The 17,811-nt window shown below is 65.4% G+C and carries 14 protein-coding genes and 1 pseudogene; 4 read left to right on the top strand and 11 right to left on the bottom strand.

What is annotated here, in order from left to right; genetic code table 11:
• Window positions 1-134 precede the first annotated feature (134 nt).
• From F466_RS0107915 to F466_RS0107900, 5 genes and pseudogenes are all read right to left on the bottom strand, one after another.
• A complete protein-coding gene (locus tag F466_RS0107915; protein WP_018993814.1) occupies window positions 135-2,807 on the bottom strand; it encodes an AMP-binding protein in 2,673 nt (890 codons plus the stop codon).
• A gap of 392 nt (window positions 2,808-3,199) precedes the next feature.
• On the bottom strand, window positions 3,200-3,916 hold the full coding sequence (locus F466_RS0107910) for a nuclease-related domain-containing protein (protein WP_018993813.1): 717 nt from the start codon (window positions 3,914-3,916) through the stop codon (window positions 3,200-3,202).
• A gap of 24 nt (window positions 3,917-3,940) precedes the next feature.
• Window positions 3,941-4,024, bottom strand: a pseudogene (locus F466_RS13650) (DUF2442 domain-containing protein); the annotation flags it as partial.
• Window positions 4,025-4,145: 121 nt separating this feature from the next.
• Complete coding sequence (gene ftsH, locus F466_RS0107905; RefSeq protein ID WP_018993812.1) at window positions 4,146-6,269, bottom strand: ATP-dependent zinc metalloprotease FtsH; 2,124 nt, start codon at window positions 6,267-6,269, stop codon at window positions 4,146-4,148.
• 82 nt (window positions 6,270-6,351) lie between these two features.
• Complete coding sequence (locus F466_RS0107900) at window positions 6,352-8,088, bottom strand: HAD hydrolase family protein (RefSeq protein ID WP_018993811.1); 1,737 nt, start codon at window positions 8,086-8,088, stop codon at window positions 6,352-6,354.
• A 351-nt stretch (window positions 8,089-8,439) separates the two neighbouring features.
• On the opposite strand from F466_RS0107900, the gene F466_RS0107895 reads away from it, so the two are divergent.
• Both F466_RS0107895 and F466_RS0107890 read left to right on the top strand, forming a co-directional pair.
• Entirely contained in the window at window positions 8,440-8,697 is a 258-nt protein-coding gene (locus F466_RS0107895) for a diguanylate cyclase domain-containing protein (protein ID WP_018993810.1), read from the top strand.
• 157 nt (window positions 8,698-8,854) lie between these two features.
• Entirely contained in the window at window positions 8,855-10,210 is a 1,356-nt protein-coding gene (locus F466_RS0107890) for an MFS transporter (RefSeq protein WP_018993809.1), read from the top strand.
• A gap of 10 nt (window positions 10,211-10,220) precedes the next feature.
• Here F466_RS0107890 and F466_RS0107885 read toward each other — a convergent pair whose 3' ends face one another.
• Window positions 10,221-10,553, bottom strand: coding sequence for an antibiotic biosynthesis monooxygenase (locus F466_RS0107885; RefSeq protein ID WP_018993808.1), 333 nt, complete (start codon window positions 10,551-10,553; stop codon window positions 10,221-10,223).
• A 58-nt stretch (window positions 10,554-10,611) separates the two neighbouring features.
• Window positions 10,612-10,932 carry a hypothetical protein gene (locus tag F466_RS0107880; RefSeq protein ID WP_018993807.1) on the bottom strand — a complete coding sequence of 107 codons (321 nt, stop codon included), beginning with the start codon at window positions 10,930-10,932 and terminating at the stop codon, window positions 10,612-10,614.
• Window positions 10,933-11,317: 385 nt separating this feature from the next.
• Between F466_RS0107880 and F466_RS0107875 the strand changes: the two genes are divergently transcribed.
• Window positions 11,318-12,787 (top strand): amidohydrolase family protein, encoded by a 1,470-nt coding sequence (locus F466_RS0107875; protein ID WP_018993806.1) that lies wholly within the window; start codon window positions 11,318-11,320, stop codon window positions 12,785-12,787.
• A gap of 84 nt (window positions 12,788-12,871) precedes the next feature.
• Window positions 12,872-13,348: a YqhA family protein gene (locus tag F466_RS0107870; protein WP_018649441.1), complete on the top strand. Its 477-nt coding sequence runs from the start codon at window positions 12,872-12,874 to the stop codon at window positions 13,346-13,348.
• Between the two features lie 78 nt (window positions 13,349-13,426).
• Here F466_RS0107870 and F466_RS0107865 read toward each other — a convergent pair whose 3' ends face one another.
• The 4 genes from F466_RS0107865 to F466_RS0107855 form a co-directional block, all read right to left on the bottom strand.
• Window positions 13,427-15,424 carry a S9 family peptidase gene (locus tag F466_RS0107865; protein WP_026296434.1) on the bottom strand — a complete coding sequence of 666 codons (1,998 nt, stop codon included), beginning with the start codon at window positions 15,422-15,424 and terminating at the stop codon, window positions 13,427-13,429.
• 165 nt (window positions 15,425-15,589) lie between these two features.
• Complete coding sequence (locus F466_RS13460) at window positions 15,590-16,360, bottom strand: nuclease-related domain-containing protein (protein ID WP_232199156.1); 771 nt, start codon at window positions 16,358-16,360, stop codon at window positions 15,590-15,592.
• Between the two features lie 208 nt (window positions 16,361-16,568).
• Window positions 16,569-17,087, bottom strand: coding sequence for a hypothetical protein (locus F466_RS0107860; RefSeq protein WP_018993804.1), 519 nt, complete (start codon window positions 17,085-17,087; stop codon window positions 16,569-16,571).
• Between the two features lie 43 nt (window positions 17,088-17,130).
• Complete coding sequence (locus F466_RS0107855; RefSeq protein ID WP_018993803.1) at window positions 17,131-17,781, bottom strand: hypothetical protein; 651 nt, start codon at window positions 17,779-17,781, stop codon at window positions 17,131-17,133.
• Window positions 17,782-17,811: the final 30 nt, after the last annotated feature.

Below are 17,811 nucleotides of genomic sequence, written 5' to 3'. Positions count from 1 at the left end.
GTGCCCCCCTACTTCGCCATCTCCCTTCTCGACTGGGTTCCCGAGATTCTCCCAACGTTACCGTGGTCCGACCCCGTCATTAATGCGTGTGGCACGAGATGCCCCCTTGGCACGGCCTCGCCGCGTGCGCGCCCCTACCGCTTGTCTTCGGCCGCGGGCTCCCCTCCCAGCTCCCCGAGTGCGGCCTGAAGGGTCTGCACGATCTCGCGCTCATTCTGGCCGCAGGCATCGACCGAAATCGGCTCGCCAATGATCACGCGCACCCTCTTGCCAGGCCGCGGGAAGATCCAACCCGGGGCCATCACCTCGCGTGTACCCTCAATCCATATCGGCACCACCGGCACGGGCTGTGCTGCGAGCACCAGCCCGATGCCGGGCCGCAGGCGCTGGAGACTGCCGTCCGGGGAACGCTGCCCTTCCGGAAACCAGACCAGGCTGTGGCCGCGCCGCACAGTCGCGGCGGCCTGCAGGAGACTGCGCCGCGGTGCCGCGGCGGGATCGACCGGCAGAATGCGCGCGATGCGGCTGAACGCGCGGGAGAACCGGTTGGAAAACAGATAGGCCTCCAGGCCCGCCCAGTACAGCGCTTCCAGGTGTCGCGTGCTGAACGCCGGCAGCAACGCCAGCGGGTCCACGAAGCTCAGATGGCGCGGTGCAAGGATATGGGGACCCGCATCCGGATCGGGGAGTCGGCCCCGCACCTCCACGCGCATCAACAATCGGCTCAGCAGCCGCGCACCTCCCAGGAGCAGACGCCCGGCCACCCGGCCGGCCGTCCCCGGCGGCTCCAGAGCACTCTGCTGAGCAGGATCGAGCAAAGACTCGGGATCCTGGAGCTGCTGCTTGAGCTCCCCTCGCCCTTCCTTCGCCTCCGCGGCTCCGGCCGCCTCCTTCAGCAGGTCGCGCACCGTCTCCACGCGCTCGATCGCCGAATCGTCGAGGTCGATGCCCGCGCGGTCCTCCAGCGCAAGCGTCAGATCCACCCAGTTGAGCGAATCGATCCCGAGTTCGTCCGCCAGCATGCTGTCCGGCGTCAGACGCAGGTCATGAAACCGTTCGGCAAGATAGGCCCATGTCTGCTCCGCTGCAGGATCCGACAGCAGCTGCTGGTCTTCCGGCGCCCAGGATTCGGGCGAAACCGGCTCCGGCAGCGCCTCGGAGACCGTGTCCTCCCGGCCCAGCTCCTCGAACAACTCTTCCAGCTTGTGCCGACGCAGCTTGCCCAGGCGCGTGCGCGGCAACGGGTCGAGCGCAACGCGCACCGTGCCCGGGCGATGATGGCTTGGCAGTTCCTTCGCCGCCCGGTTCACCGCCTCCCTCAGGCGCTTCTCGAGATCGTCGCCGGTCACCTCGCGCAGCAGACCCGATTCGGGCACAACGACAGCGGCCAGGCGATCTTCGTGCGCCAGAATACCGGCCTCGCGTACGTCCTTGATCGTCTTCAATGCATCTTCCACCCGTTCCGGATCAACGTTCTCGCCGCCCGAGAGGACGATCATCGAAGATTCCCGCCCGAGCAGGTGCAGGTAACCGTCATCGTCGATCTCGCCGGTATCGCCGGTGCGGAACCAGGCGTCTTCCTCCAGGACCTCCTGGGTCTTGTCCGGCAGGTTCAGGTAGCCGGAGAACACGTTCGGCCCGCGCGCCATCACCTCGCCACGCCCGTCGCCAGACTGCGAATCGTCGATCTTGAGCTCGACTCCGGGCAACGGCAGACCGGCGGCCTCGATCTTGAGCCGATCCGGCGGGTTGTAGGTCAGGATCGGGGAGGTCTCGCTGAGGCCGTAGCCGGTCGCCACCTCCCAGCCCAGCGCCTGCAGGTTGCGCGCCAGCTCCGGATCGAGCGCCGACCCGCCAGCGACGACCAGCCGCAGGCGCGGGGCCAGGCGACTGTGCAGGCCCTTCAGCAGCCTCCGGCCGAGGTTGAGACCGAGCCGGCGGCGCGCCAGCCTGGAGACACCGATGATCCGCCGGAACACGAACGCCGCCAGCCCGCCGCGCCCCGCGACCCGATCTTCCAGGGCCTGCCACACGGCCTCGTACAACCGCGGCACCCCAAGCATCACCGTGGCCTCGCCCTCGCGAAGCGCGCGCACGATCTGCGGACCCACCAGCGAGAACGGCACGATGATGGTCGCGCCCAGGGTCAGCGGAATCAGGATGCCCACGGTAAACGGATACACATGGTGAAATGGCAGGGGCACCAGAACCCGATCGCGATCGTCCGCAAGCTCCTGGTCGCACAACGCCTCCACGTTGCTGCTCAGGTTGGCATGCGTCAGCGGGACCCCCTTCGGCGGCCCCGTGGTGCCGGAGGTATAGAAGATCGCCGCGATATCATCCGGGCCCGCAACCGGGTCTGCCGGCGCCTTCGCGAGAAGCCCCTCCCAGGCATCCGCAGCATCGGCGTCCGCATCGAACCGGTAGATGCGTACCTCGCCAAGGGCCTCGGGGAGCCGGTCCCTGAGCTTCGTGGTGGTAAAGATGAAACGCGGTGCGGAATCCGAGATCGCGTGGTCCAGGTCCTCGCGCGGCATCTGGGTATCCAGGGGTACCAGGACCGCACCGGCATTCATCACGCCCAGGGCCGACACCACCCACTCGGCGCTGTTGGGAGCCAGGATCAGGACCCGGTCGCCCTGCCCGACTCCGGCCTCCTGCAGCCCGGCCGCCAGGCGCCCCGCCCGTTCGAGCAGTTCCCCCCGAGCGAGGGCATCGGAGCCATCGCGGCTCATGGAGACGACTGCGTCCTGGTCCTCGCGAACGGAACGGGAAGACAGCAGTTCCCCGATGGTTTGCGCACTCATCCTGAACTCCCCTGTACCGGAGCCGGCTCCCCCCGCCAGGCCGTGAGGCGGCGGCACGGTAGCCTCGCCAGCAGGGCCTCGCGGTGTCCATCACTGCATCGTCGAGGCATGATTCGCCGTCTCTGTCATCCCCTCGAGTCTGGGAGCATAGAACACAGAGGAGGATCTCGAGTTTCACAATCCCCGTTCTGGCCGGGCTGACGAGGGCGCCAGGTCCTCAAGGCCCCCGCGCCTTGAGGACGCCGCAGAACGAGAAATCATGGATGTCCCCTTCTGCCCGCCACCGAACAGAAGATTCGTCCACTCATGCAGGAACTCGTCACCGGCGAACCGGCCGAGGAATAACCGCCCGCGCGGGACCGGCCGGCCCTGTCCGGGGCACGCCCCCGCCTTCATCCCTTCAGCGCCGCGATGGCCCGAACCGTGTTCTCCTTCACCGGGCGCGGGCGCTCGGGGCGGAAGCTGCGGATGTACTCCACCAGCTCCGGCCCCGTCAGCACCGGCACCGACAGCTCGCCCGCACGCCCAAGCGACACCTCCGGGTGCGTGAACAGCACGATCGGCTGGATCCAACGCTTGGCCTTGCGGCCCTTCAGGTACTCGCTCAGTAGCCACACCTGCTTCTTCACCTGCCGCACCGGGTTGCGCATCTGCTTGGTGTAGCGGCTGCCGCGCCGCCCGGTCTTGCTCACCGTCCATCGCGAAGCCTGCTCGTCGCAGTCGATGGCCCCGCTGTTGTGCTTCACCTCGATCACGAACAGCGCCTCCGGCCCCACCACCACCAGATCCGCCTCCGCCACGCCGGTACGCGAGCGTTCATCCGGCAAATCCACCTGGTTGAAGACCGTGAACGAGCCGGGAAGCTCCGCCAGGTACTCCAACGCCGCATCTTCGCCCCGCGCACCCGCCTCGATGACCGCGCTGCCGCCAACCAGGCCCACCAGCGCGACCACCCCTGCCAGTGTGATCAGGCCCACCAGCGGATGCACGAAGAACCCACCGAGCGCGACCGGCAACCCCAGGAGCAGCACCAGGTTGCGCCCGCGCCTCTGGATCGCCTTCGACTCCTCAGTCAGACGGTTTGCGGTGACGTAGCGAGTGTCTGCCATTAGCGTTGGGGTGTTGAGGACTTAAGGTTCGGGAGTTCGACGGCCATCCATCAGACCATGCTCGGTGAAATCCACAGACGCAACACGCTCATCCGCGTTCGTGGCCAAAGAACCTCATTCCAGGCCTCCAACAGCCCCGGCTGCCGACCCTCGAAAACTTGCCGAATCCGCCACGATTCGTGCTCCGCTCTCTCAGGATCGTGCTTGCACGGGGTCGGGGTTGCCTGTCTCAGGGGGTGCCAGAGACTCCGGTGTTGCCGGACTTTTCGGCTGCGGGCTGCCCCGGCCCGTACTGGTCGACGATCGCCTCGATCTCCTCGCGGGTCAGGGTCTCGCGCTCTTCCAGTGCGCGGGCGAGGGCATCCAGGGCGTCGCGGTGATGTTCCAGCGTGGCGCGGGCGTTGCCCTCAATCTCCTCCAGCAGGTCGCGCACCTCTTCGTCAATCAACGCCGCGGTGGTCTCGCTGTGTTCGCGCGGGCGCGCGATCTCACGCCCGAGGAACACATGCTCCTCGCTCTGCGGCAGCGACACCGGCCCGACGCGCTTGCTCATGCCCCAGTGCGCCACCATCCGCCGCGCCAGCTGGGTCGCCTGACGCAGATCGTTCTCCGCCCCGCTGCTGACCTCGCCGAACACCAGCGACTCCGCCAGCCGCCCGCCGAACATCACGCCGATCCTGTCGCGCAGATAGGACTCGTTGTAGGTGTGGCGTTCCTCGTCCGGCACCTGCGAGGTCACGCCCAGGGCGAACCCGCGCGGGATTACCGTGACCTTCTCCAGGGTGTCGGCATGCGGTAGCAGATACGCCAGCAGCGCATGCCCGGATTCGTGATAGGCGATCACGTGGCGCTCGCGCTCGGAGATCTTCTCCTCGCGCTTCTCGCCCAGCATGATGCGGTCGCGAGCATCGAAGAAACAGGCGCGATCCACCTGCTTCAGCCGGCGCCGCCCCGCTAACAGCGCCGCCTCGTTGACCAGGTTGGCAAGCTCCGCGCCGGAAAAGCCGATGGTCGAGGCAGCAACCTGGTCGAGATCGACGTCGTCCGCCAGCGGCACCTTCCGGGTATGCACGCCGAGAATCGACCGGCGCGCCTCGCGGTGCGGGTTTTCGAGGGTGATCTTGCGGTCGAAACGCCCGGGGCGCAGCAGCGCGGCATCGAGCACGTCCGGGCGGTTGGTGGCGGCCAGCACCACCACCGACTCCTCGTGCTCGAAGCCGTCCATCTCCGACAGGATCTGGTTCAGGGTCTGCTCGCGCTCGTCGTGTCCGCCGCCGACGCCGGCCCCGCGCGAGCGGCCGATCGCATCCAGCTCGTCGATGAAGATCACTGACGGCGCGTTCTCCTTGGCCTGGCGGAACAGATCGCGCACGCGCGAGGCGCCGACGCCTACGAACATCTCGATGAACTCCGACCCGGTCACGGTGAAGAACGGCACCCCGGCCTCCCCGGCCACCGCGCGCGCCATCAGCGTCTTGCCGGTGCCCGGCGGCCCCATCATCAGGATGCCGCGCGGGATGGTGGCCCCCAGGTCCTTGAAGCGGTCCGGCTCCTTGAGGAAGTCGATCACCTCCTGCACCTCGCGCTTGGCGTTGTCGCAGCCGGCCACGTCGTCCATGCGCACGCGACTCTTCTGCGGCTCCACTCGCCGCGCGATGGACTTGCCGAACTGCAGCGGGCCGCCGCCCACACCTGACATCGCCCGTTGTTGCATGCGAGACCAGAACCACACCAGCAGTCCAAGCAACAGCAGCAAAGGGAGAAAACCCACCAGCAGTGCCTGCCACCATGGCGGATCCGCGGCCTCAGCCGAGATCTCCACCCCGCGGTCTTCCAGCTTGCGCAGCAGCTCCTCGCCGGTCAGCTCCGGGGTGAAGGTACGGAAGTGCCCGGGATCGTCGATGCCCAGGTCCTGGCGCCCGACCACAGTCAGCGTGCCCTGCACCTCGTGGCCGCGCATCTTCACCTCGTGCACCTGACCCTGGTCCACCGCGCGCACGAACTCGCTGTAGGTGAGTTCCGCTCGGTCCGGCTCCTGCACCAGCGTCAGGAGCTGGAACAGCACCAGTACGCTGATCGCGATCCACAGCACGAACAGCCACTGTGGCCGCCCACCCTTGTTGCCCGGGCCGTCCGGTTCGGGCCCACCCGGGCCGGGACCGAGGTCGGGGCCGCGACGCGGTGGCATGCCGCCAGGTGAGTCGCCGGGTCGCTCCCCGCGCGACGGCTCGGGCGAGCCTCGGTCTTCCCGGTCGCGGTCTTCCGAGTCGCGATCGTCCCCGCCGGGGTGTCCCGGCTCCTGGTCCTCCTGGTCCTCCCGGTCACGATCTCCGTTGGAACGATGGTCAGTCATCTCGTCCCTAGGGGGCGGACTCGCGAGAACGTCGGAGAGGATCATCAGTGTTCGTTGCATGTCCCGCGCACCCGGCATTCCCTTAAGCCTCATGCCTGAATGCATAGCGCGACTGGACGGCCTCGATGATGGCTTCATGGATGTCGGCTATGCGCCCCGCCCGATAGGCGTCCTCCAACTGACGGATTCGGGCGGCCAGGGGCCGATCTCCGAACACCCCCTCGATCCAGTTCGAAAAGTCGCGGCGCTGCAGGTGGCCATGGAACCGCTTGGGCTCCATCCACGCCAGCGTGTCCACAAACTCCTTAAGCGTATGGGCGCGCTGGCCTGACGGGTGGCCGTCTGTCGAAAACACAAACGCGTGATGCGCGGCCACCGGGACATCGATGTACTTCATGCGATGGCGGACGTGGGGTGTCAGGCGCTCGGCCAGACGCATGATCCGCAGCCGGCCTTCGGCCTCCTCTGGCCCCGGCAGGAGGGCGACCTCATTGACCGCCAACCCCGCCAGGAGGCTCTTCCATTCCTCCAGATCCACCGACACCCGGGCGGCCCTTGCCAGGGCGGCCACTTCCTCAGGATCGGTCGCCCTCGAGACCAGCATGACGTCGGCCACCTGCAGGACATCGGGGTGCAGCTGTGATGCCCGATAGGTCACCATCGTGCAGCCTCCCGCCCCCACGTCCAGCAGCGACATGGCCTGCGGGTCGCAAAGGAAATAATGCGCCTCATCGACCAGTACCCGATGCGGCAGCCCGGTACGGTGGCGCACCACTGTGATCTCCGGAAGAATGTCTCTGAGGTAGTCGAGCTTTTGCAGATGAGAAAGCTGCGACAGGTTAAGGATGACGCTGCGGTCCGGATACCGCAGCAACCGCGTCAGCTCATGCGGCTTGGGCGGCGGATCATCGCCGCCGGTCATCAGCACCCGGGGCAGCCCCTCCAGGCCGGCATAATCGCCTTCAGGGTCAACGATGCACAGACTGTAGCCATGCAGGATCAGCTGCTCGCACACCAGACCGGCCACCCATGACTTTCCGGATCTCGGATCTCCGCTGATAACCACGTTCCGACCCGACACCGCCAGCGACACGTCATTGCCGCCACGCGTCGTTCCCAACACCAGTCTTCGACGGGGATAGCCCGAGCGGAGCTTGTCCGGCCCCTCCAGAATTGCATCGATGTAGTCGGCCACCGCGGCCGGCCCTTTGCCCGGCAACACCTCGTCGGCGATCGACTGGAGCGCGGCACTGCCCCACTCGACCGCCACTCCGACCTCGGCGCTGCGAAGCAACTCATGATCGTTCTCCGCGTCGCCGATCGCCAGGACGTTATGAGGAGAGAGGCGAAAGGCCTCAAGGGCGACCGCAAATCCCGTGGCCTTGCTGATCGCCTGGGGCAGGATCATCATGCGCCCGCGATTGAACAGGATCGCCAGCGGTAGCTCGAGCCGCCGGATCAGTTCCAGGGCCTCGGGGGCAGCGGACGCGGCGGCCTCCACCACAACCTCGCCGCACTTGAACTCGACGCTGCGCTCACTCAATCCATCGAGAAACGCCGGCGGCGGCGGTTCGTGCAAGGCCGTCGAGCGCCCGCTCCGGGGAAAGGTGATTACTGCGCCGTTTTCACCGACGACCGCTTCGGCGAAGGTGAGATCGCCAGCTAAATGCCGCAGCTCACCAATAATCCGCCCCGTAACGATCAACACCACCAGGCCAGCCGAACGCGCACGCTCCAGCGCCCCGCGCACGGCAGGGTTCAGCCGCCCGTCCTCGGCGATCGTCCCATCGTAATCCAGGGCCAGGGCTTTGAGTTTCATGGGGTTGCGGAACCATAGACCGAATCCGAGGGAACACCCGCCTGACAGACGCATGCAAACGAGAACGGAGAGATCGGAAACGACCCAATCATCTCTTCATCCCTCGGTACCCCGAACACATGGGAGGGAGGCATTCGTGCCTCGCCATTATGTTTCCAATGTAGACGATGCCGCGCTTCAGTGCCGGTCCGGGCCGGTGATCCTGGCCCCCATGTTCACCGCTTGGGACGGACCAGGGAGAGGGGCGTCGATGTCCCCTTCTTGTCTGGATAGATCCCTTGCGCCCGGCCGCGTACGGCCCAGCGGAAATCGGAAACAGCACCGTGCCGCGCAGCGGAAACGAAACAGAACATGGGTGTCCCCTTCTTCCGCGGCACGGGTCCCCGAGATGCCGAACAGCTGCGCTCGCGCTTCGAACGCGAGCCCCTCCCCGACGACGGCTCGGGGCACCCCCCTGTCCCCCTGACCGTCTCGATCGGCATCGCGAGCCAGATCCCAGAGAGCCCGGAAGCGCTGGACACGCTGCTGACCCGGGCCGACGATGCCATGAGCACCGCCAAGCGTCATGGCCGCAACAAGGTCGTCCTGGCACCATCACAACGATACTGACCGCCCATTGAGTACGCCCTGCACCCGCCCGGCTCGTAACATCAAGAAATTCTAGTTGCCCCCTACCCTAGGTGGTTCCCCGGCCTGGCTCGGCTTGTCGGCCGGCCCGGGGCTGGCACAAACTGCCTGTATCGCCCGCCCATCGAGAGCCGACGCGTTGGCCCGCCTGCTCATCCCCATCGTCGCCCTGCTCGCCTCCGTCACCATCCTGGTGATGGGCAGCGGCCTCATGGGGACGCTAGTCAGCACACGCCTGAGCCTCGAAGCCATCGACCCCCAGCTCAAGGGGCTCATCATGTCCGCCTACTACATCGGGCTGGTCATCGGAGCCCAGCAGGGCGACTGGGTAATACGGCGCACCGGCCACATCCGCGCCTTCGCGATCTTCGCGGCGATCGCCACCGTCGCGATCCTCCTCCTGGGCCTCCATGTTGACGTCTGGGCCTGGTTCGCTCTGCGCGTGGTGATCGGGTTCTGTCTCGCAGGCGCCTACCTGGTGGTCGAAAGCTGGCTCCATGCCCGCACGGAGAACCGAACGCGCGGTCGAGTCTTTTCGGTCTACCAGTTTCTCGCCTACCTGGGGCTGGCCGCCGGCCAGCCCCTGCTCAACCTCTACGAACCCGTCAGCACCGAACTCTTCATGGTCGTGGCGGCACTGTTTGCCCTCTGCCTGGTGCCAGTGGCCCTGACACGCACAGGGATGCCGCAGGACACCCCTGGCCACAAGCGCATGAAGTTGCGCCAGGTGGTGACCGCCTCGCCCCTGGCGGCAACGGTCTGCGTCGCCGCCGGACTGGTCAGCGGCGCCGCCTTCACGCTGACGCCAGTCTTCGCCCTGCGCATGGGCCTCGACATCGCTGGGGTATCGCTGGTCATGACCAGCCTGATTCTCGGTGGAGTGGTGCTCCAGTGGCCGATCGGCTACTTCTCGGATCGCTTCGGCCGCCGGACGCTGATGATCGTGGTCGGTGGTGGCGTGGCACTGATATCGCTCGCGCTCGTCGCCACCATCGGCGCTGTCCCGCTCTGGGCCATACTCACACTTGCAGGGGTGTTCGGCGGGCTCGCGTTCACCCTTTACCCGCTGGCCGTCTCCCACGCCAACGATGTCCTCCAGCCCAACGACTTCGTGGCAGTGACCGCGGCCCTGCTCTTCCTCTGGGGCCTCGGGGCCGTCGCGGGCCCGATCCTCGGCGGGTGGGCCATCGCCTTGCTGGGCGGGCCCGGGCTGCTGGCCTACATGGCCACCATCGGCGCGCTGGTCGCACTGATCGCATTGCTGCTCAGGCGCGACACGGCCGAGGCCCGAGAGCCCTTCCGCACCCTCACCCGCACCACCCCGGTGATCCACCATCTCGACCCGCGGGCGCTGCCCCAGACCGAAGGCGAGGCCGAGGAGGAAGCTCGCACGCAAGCGTCAGACAACCCGCCGTCGAAGGGCCCACACGGTCACTCACCTTCTTCGACAGAACAGCGGGGAAAGGGCGGTTTTGGTGGCACGGGACCTCCCTGAGGCCGAAGACTCAGCAGATACTCGTGTCATCCATTGCGGGTGGGGCGACGCACCATTCGGCGTCCTCGAACTCGCCGATGACCCGCACATCCACGCAAGCCGCCTGCTCTGCAATGATGCGGCGCACGTGGTCCGGCTGGTCCGCCTCCATCGCATCGCGCTGGTCCTTCGAGTCCCAGTGCGCGATGGCCAGCAGTACGTGCGGATCGCCAATCTTCCGGTGCAATCGGGTGCCACGAGCACCTGGGGCCTGCTGGATGATCCGGCTGGCCCGCACCCAGGCATCCGCATACTCCTCGGCGGTACAGCCGGGCCGGAGATGGATCTCGAACACAAAGATCATCCGCCCCTCTTCGCAGTCGGCAAGGCCATGCGGTCGCGGCGATGCGTTACCGGACGGGTCAGTCGTGGAAGATGATGCGCGCGCCGGCGGGGTCGATATCGACGCGACAACTCGCGTACTCGCAGGCGTCCGCAATGTCGTTCAGCTTGGGCATGTCGTTGAGCTCGGCCAACTTCCGCACCAGGCCTCCACCCTCGCAGCCGCGCTGCATTCCGCTGTCCGGGTCCGTCTTGCACCCAAACTCGCTGCCCTCCACCGACCAGTCCATACCCGCTGGCATCATCAAAACCACCGGCTCCTCGTGCATCACCTGGAATTTCACCCGTCCCGCGTTCCGTCCGTCCTGCCAGTCCACGGTCGGGATGTTATCGCTGGCCATGAGGTCACTCCTTCCCGGTATCCCGGGCGGTCTTTCGGCCTTCCCTGTGACGCTAGACGGCTTGCCGACAATGCTCAAGCAACGACGCCCCGTTATTGGGCCTCGCGAGCTCATATCGAGACGAAATCACGGCTGTCCTCTTTTCTTCCTTTTCTTCGCGCAGGCGGTCCGTCCTTCACCCCCCGCGCACGTTCACCAATAGCCCGGTCCCGCCAGTAGACGAACGCCCAAACAGGGGTATGCTGCAAGCATGCCCCCGGCCGTCGCCCGCAATCGGCGGCGCCCGGGATTCATGTACCCGCAAGGCACCGGGGCACATCCCGCACTACCCGGCAGCGTGCGCCGAGTCCAGCCGCCAGGTGCCGTCACCAGGAGCCACACCATCATGGGCATGGCCTGTTGTGCACCGCACGGCGCGAACGCCGGCATCAACCCCTGCCATTGTGGCGCGGCCCACACCCAGGCGGCCCTCCGGCGCATCGAGGCCGACCTGAACCGGCGCCAGTTCCTCGGCGGTGTCGCCGCCGTACTGGGCATGTTCGCGGGCTTCGGCCTCGCCCCGCGCGAGCTCAAGGCCGGCGCGCCCGGGCAGCCGCTGCTGCTCACCCACCTGCGGCTGTTCGACGGCGAGACCCTCTCGCTGCGCGAGGACGTGGACATCCTGATCGAGGACGGCCGCATCGCCGCGCTGCCCCGGCGCGGCGAGGGCCCAACCGGTGCGCGCGCAATCGACTGCGGCGGGCGCGCGGTCATCCCCGGCCTGATCGACGCCCACTGGCACAGCACGCTGGTCGGGGTCAGCCAGATGACCGCCATGACCGCGGACATCGGCTTCCTGCACCTGATGGCCGGGCGCGAGGCCGGCGCGACCCTGATGCGCGGCTTCACCACCGTGCGCGATCTCGGCGGCCCGGCCTTTGGCCTGAAGATGGCCATCGACCGCGGCGCGGTGGCCGGCCCGCGCATCTTCCCCTGCGGCGCGATGATCTCCCAGACCTCCGGGCACGGCGATTTTCGCCAGCGCCACGAATTGCCGCGCATGCCCGGCACCCCGCCGAGTTACATCGAGAGCAGCGGCGTCGCCGCGATTGCGGACGGCGTGGACGAGGTGCTGCGGCGCACCCGGGAACAGCTGATGCAAGGCGCCAGCCAGATCAAGATCATGGCCGGGGGCGGCGTCTCCAGTCTGTACGACCCGCTGGACACCGCTCAGTACCTGGAGGAGGAGATGCATGCCGCCGTGCGCGCCGCTGCCGACTGGGGCACCTACGTGTGCGCCCATGTCTACACGCCGCAGGGCATCCAGCGCGCAATCCGCGCCGGGGTGCGCTCCATCGAGCACGGCCAGCTGGCCGACGAGGAGACGGTGCGCATGATGGCGGACGCCAACGTGTGGTGGAGCATCCAGCCCTTCCTGGACGACGAGGACGCCAACCCGAAAACGGACCCCGTCTCCCGGGCCAAACAGCTCCAGGTGAGCACGGGCACCGAGCAAGCCTTCGAACTGGGCCGCCAGTATGGCGTGCCCATGGCCTTCGGGACCGACATCCTGTTCAGCCCCGAGGGCGCCGTCAGCCAGGGCCGCCAGCTGGCCAAGCTGACCCGCTTCATGCCCCCGCTGGAGGCCCTGCACATGGCCACCGGCGCGGCCGGCCAACTGCTCGCCCTGTCCGGCGACCGCGCCCCCTACCCCGGCCGCCTCGGCGTGATCGCCGAAGGGGCCCTGGCCGACCTGCTCGTGGTCGATGCCGACCCGGCGGCCGGGCTGGACTGGCTGGATGCACCCGACGACCACCTGCACCTGATCATGAAGGGCGGCGCCATCGTCCGGAACAAACTGGACCGCGCTGAATAGATCAATATCCTTCGCTCTGCCTGAAAGTCGATTCTCCGGTGCACCACCAATCGCCCATGGAGGCATGCACGAATGATGGAAAGAATGTTCACCAGCAGCCGGCTGCTGGTACTGGTGACGGTCGTGGTCAGCACCATTGCGGCTCTCCTGCTGTATGCCGCCAACGTATTCATTGTGTTCAATATCTTGGTCGATTTTGTCCAGCAGGTGCCCAGCACGGTCGATGAGGGCAAGAGCCTGGCGGTGAGGTTCCTCAAGGTCCTCGACATGCTGCTGATCGCCGTGACCTTCCAGATCATCGCGGTCGGCTTGTTCCGGCTGTTCATCAACCCGGATTCCCGCGGAAAAAGCAGCTTGCTCTCCGTGTTGGAGATCCGGCATTTCCATGACCTCAAAGTCACGATCATTCAGGTCGCGATCGTGATTCTGGTGGTGCTTTTCCTGGAGCAGGCAGTAGAGGTTGGCGCATCTCTGGAAACGCTCTACTACGGCCTCGCCATCGCGGTGATCATCGCCAGCGCCGTGTTTGCGTTCCGTAACATGACCCATGGCGGGGACTGACTCACCCAGCGCTTTAACCGTGCAGGGAAAATTATGGGTGTCCTCTTCTCTCCCGCAATCAATACCTGGCACTGCGGATCACGGTTCATGGCGCTTAAACCACTCGAGGATGAGTTCCAGGCGCTTGACCAGGTTCACCGGAGTGCCGTCCCGGGACAGGTTGTGGCCTTCGCCATCGAATACCGCCAGCTCGGTCTCCACGTCGTTGTTGAGCAGCGCGTAGAACCACTCCTGGCCCTGTCCGATCGGCGTGATCCGATCATCGCTAGAATGGATGATCAGCGTCGGCGTACTCACCTGGTCGGCGTACTTGAGCGGTGAACGTCCCCAGTAATAGTCGTAGTTCGTCCAGATCGTGCCGCCAAACTCGGCATTCATCCGTGCCGGCACGTAGTCCTGGGTGCCGGCCTCGGAGATCCAGTTGGAGACACTGCGCTGGGTGACCGCCGCGCGGAAGCGATCGGTCTGCGTGGTGATCCAGTTGGTCAGGAAGCCGCCATGGCTGCCGCCGGTCAGAAACAGGCGCTCCTCGTCGATCCAGTCGAAGCGCTCCAGCGCCGCGTCCAGGGCCTGCATGTTGTCGCGGTAGTCGACCCCGCCGTAGTCGTGGTGCACCGAGGCCTGGAACTCGTGGCCGTAGCCGGTCGAACCCCGATAGTTGGTGAACAACATCGCGTAGCCCGCGCCCGCGATCATCTGAAACTCGTGGAACCAGCGATGGCCCCACATATGCGCCGGGCCGCCACGAATGTTCAGTACCAGCGGCCAGTTATCGCCGGCGTCGAATCCTTTCGGCCGCAGCAGGAACGCATCCACCATGCGGCCGTCCTCGACCTCGTAGCTGAAGCGTTCCAGCTCGGTCCGGTAACGCGACTCCAGCAGGCCGTCGTTGAACCCCGTCAGGCGTCGCGACTCGAACCCGTCACTGTCGGCGACGTGCACCTCCGGCATCCGGGTCTCGTCTTCGACCAGCAAGGCCAGGGACTCGCCGTCGGCGGCAAAGTCGATATCGCTGAGAGCGGCTTTGTCACCGAGGACCACCTCGCTGTCACCATCGGCTTCCAAGCGCATCAGTGGGCGGCTGCCGCGGAAGTCCGCCCATACCAGGGGACGATCGAACCCCTCGGGCCACCAGGCCTGCGTGACGGAGAACTCCATGCCATCGTGCAGTACCTTGTGGTCGTCGTTGCCGATCCCGATGCGGTGCAGTTCCACGGGACGAAAGCGGTCGGACTGATAGAGGAAGGCGACCTGGCGCCCGTTGGGCGAGAACAGTGGGTCGGTGGCACGCCCGTCGGGCGCGGTCAGCTTGCGTTCCTCACGGCTTTCAAGGTCGAGCAGGTAGATGTCCTGATTGAAGCTGCCGTCGTACTCGCCGCCGCTGCGATCGGTATTGAACGCCAGGAAGCGACCATCCGGTGAAACCGTCGGGTTGTTGTAGTTCCACTCGGCGTCCCCTGCCAAACGCTCGAGTTCGCCGCTTGCCGAATCCAGCAACCACAAGGTGCGACGGCTCTCATCCAGCCAACCCTGCGACTCACGACGGTTGAGCGCGCGCGAGTAGACCTTCACATCCGCCTGCGGTGCGTCATCCCCCTGCTCTTGCTGCGCAGGATCTTCGACGGCCGGGTCGATGGTCAGGGTGACGATCAGGTGCTGACCATCGGGCAGCCAGGCAAAGTCCGAGATACTGCCCTGTTGAATCTCGGTGATGGCATGGGCTTCACCACCGTCAACAGGCATCAGATGGATCTGGGCGTCCTCGTCGACGGTCCTCAGAAAGGCCATTTGCCGCCCATCGGGAGAAAAACGGGGACGCCGATCGGAATCACCCTGGGTGAACTGCCGTGCCGATTCCGAGCCATCGGCCGGCACCACCCAGATGTTTGATTCCCGATTGCGGCGTTCATCGTCCACGTGACTACGCACGAAGGCGACGCGGGTAGCATCCGGCGAAAGCCGAGGGTCGCTCGTGAACACGAAATCATAATATTCAGCGGGGACCATCGGCTCCGGCGACTCCGCCCATACCGCCGACGTGCCAAAGAGAACGATCAGCAACAATGTTCGGGCCATGGAACCCTCGAAGGACAAGGAATGCGCCCGAGTTTGCCGCAACGAGTCATGGGTGTCCTCTTCTTCTTCGAGACGAAATCACGGCTGTCCTCTTCTTCGCTCTTTTGAGGTCGATGTTCTTTGTTCTTTCCGCGAGTTAACGTAGTCTGACCCCGCTGTTTCCCTCTATGACGCGCTGCGAACGTGTCGGCTAAGCGAGCTCGCGAGCAGATGTACATCCGTATCCGGCATCACTCGGTCACTGTGATCAATGAATGCCGGCAGGGCCTTCGGATTCAGCACCCACACATCACTGCCCCTTGATTCCGCTGTGGGCTGGATAAACCATCCCGGAAACACCACCACCGGCCGTACCGTAACCGTCTTCCCAGTCGTCTCGGCAACTTGTTCCCGAACCCATGCCGCGCACGCCCGTGCCTGGCGGACCGGGTCACGCTCCGGCTCATATCCCGCCACCCTTACCTTCTCTCCATCGAACACTATCTGCGCATCACCTTTTACTGGCTTGGAATATGTCTTCGTTTCAACCGCATACACCCCGCTCGGATGAATCACAACGTGATCCACATTAAATCCGTCACCAGGCAGATCATGGAGCACATGTGCACCTCGGTCGCGCAAACGTTCGAGGTATTGCCCAACGGCCTTCTCGCCATCCAGCCCCTGCCTCAAGCGCCGCACCCGAACACGTGTTCGCCACACAAGAATTGCAACGCCCACTACCACAAGAGTAGTGACCACGGTCCACGTCCCCAGAGCAAATTTGAATCCCGTCCACCAACGTATCCATTCCAGTAGCGCAATGCTCACCATGACCATGGCCACTGCCACGTAGGCCATTGCACGGTCGTTGATTAGGCGATCGATTTCCCTCTCAAGCGACTCGCCCGGATTCCGGAGTGGCTTCGCCTTTAGCGGCGATCGTTTCTTCGACACGTTGGTTGCTCCCTGCGTCATCTCACTGTAGGCGCTGCGAGCCCGGGTTCGGACCTCGCTACCTGAATGGTTTCACAAGAAATCATGAGTGTCCTATTCTTTCCCGATCGCTCTCTCCGCGATCGCCGAGGTACGCCGCCTGCGCTGAAGCCATCCCACCCGGGTGACTACCACTCGACCCGACAGTCCTGTGCACAGGTGACAGTTTTTAGGAAATCACGGGTGTCCTCGTCGTGACGCTCCGCTCATGAAACGCCCGGCAGGCTTTCACGATTCGATCCTGCTCCCATGGATTAAACATTACCAACGGACACTCGACACGTCCGGGCCGGGTCCAAAAACCACGAAAAGTTAGTGAAGAACGAAATTCACCAGGACGCAGGTAGAGGAAGAGCGTCACGCTGCCCGTCTGAACCATGGTGAAGCTCCCCACATTCTCGACCTCCGACCACGGCACGAATACAGCGCCAAAACGGCACATACGGTCAAACGAAACCCCGTACGGATCGAGTGTCAGCACCCGCCGTGGCTTGCTCAGGATACCAATCAACCATGGTGCCAACGCCAGAAGCAGAAACGCCAGCGGACCGAACAGAATCCACCCGGCTGGCGCCGCCCGGTGGGCGAGCTCGAGCAAAAGCAGGGCCGGAACAACCAGCATGGCCAGAAAGCTGGCTGGAACCCACCGTGTTTCTGAAAATACGACCACGTCGCCGGATTCATCCATTCCTCTCGCCCCCCATGACTCGTCTTCCTGCTTTCGCAGCGAGTCAGAGGCGTGGGTTCCGGCGGCCCAGGCTCCCCGAATCTCGCGCCTTGGAGGACGGGCCGAACACCGTGGCGAGAATCATCCGCGTGGAGATCGCGATCAACACCACCCCCAGTAGCAGCATGCCATCGACCACCCAGCCGTTCTCGAACCACGGCAGGAGCGGATCCGAGTTTCCGAGTCGTTCCGCCAGGCCGAGTCCCAGCAACATCGCTCCGGGCGTATGCACCATGAAGGCAAGCCGCATCGCCCGCGCCCGGTCATCCTGCCTCGGCGCCACATCGTTTCCATGCCCCGAATCGGACTCGTGCCCAGCGCCATCAGACTCCTGCTCCGCGACGTCGGTCACTAGAGGGTCCCGCCCCCGATTCACATTTGTCTCCTGCGTTGGCGATACGGACGGGTATCGCCGCACGAACATCCGAGCAAGACCGGCGGGAACGACCACAAACCCGAAGAACACGACCGTCAGCGCCACCCCCATCGACGGGTCGCCACCGGCGATAGCCCAGCCTGCAAAGAGCACAACAACGGGCAGAATCAGCGTTGCGAGGACATACCGCGCCCGAGGCCCCAGTGCGGCCCGCCTGGCCATAAACAGGATTCCCAGTGCGACCAGCACTGAGGGGATATACAGAATCAGTAAAACCATGCGCGCCTCCATGCGTCGCTTATCACTACT

The sequence above is a fragment of the Thioalkalivibrio sp. ALgr1 genome, assembly GCF_000378285.1.
Lineage (GTDB): Bacteria > Pseudomonadota > Gammaproteobacteria > Ectothiorhodospirales > Ectothiorhodospiraceae > Thioalkalivibrio.
Note: the sequence above shows the minus strand (reverse complement) of the source record. Positions and strands in the feature narration are given on the sequence as shown.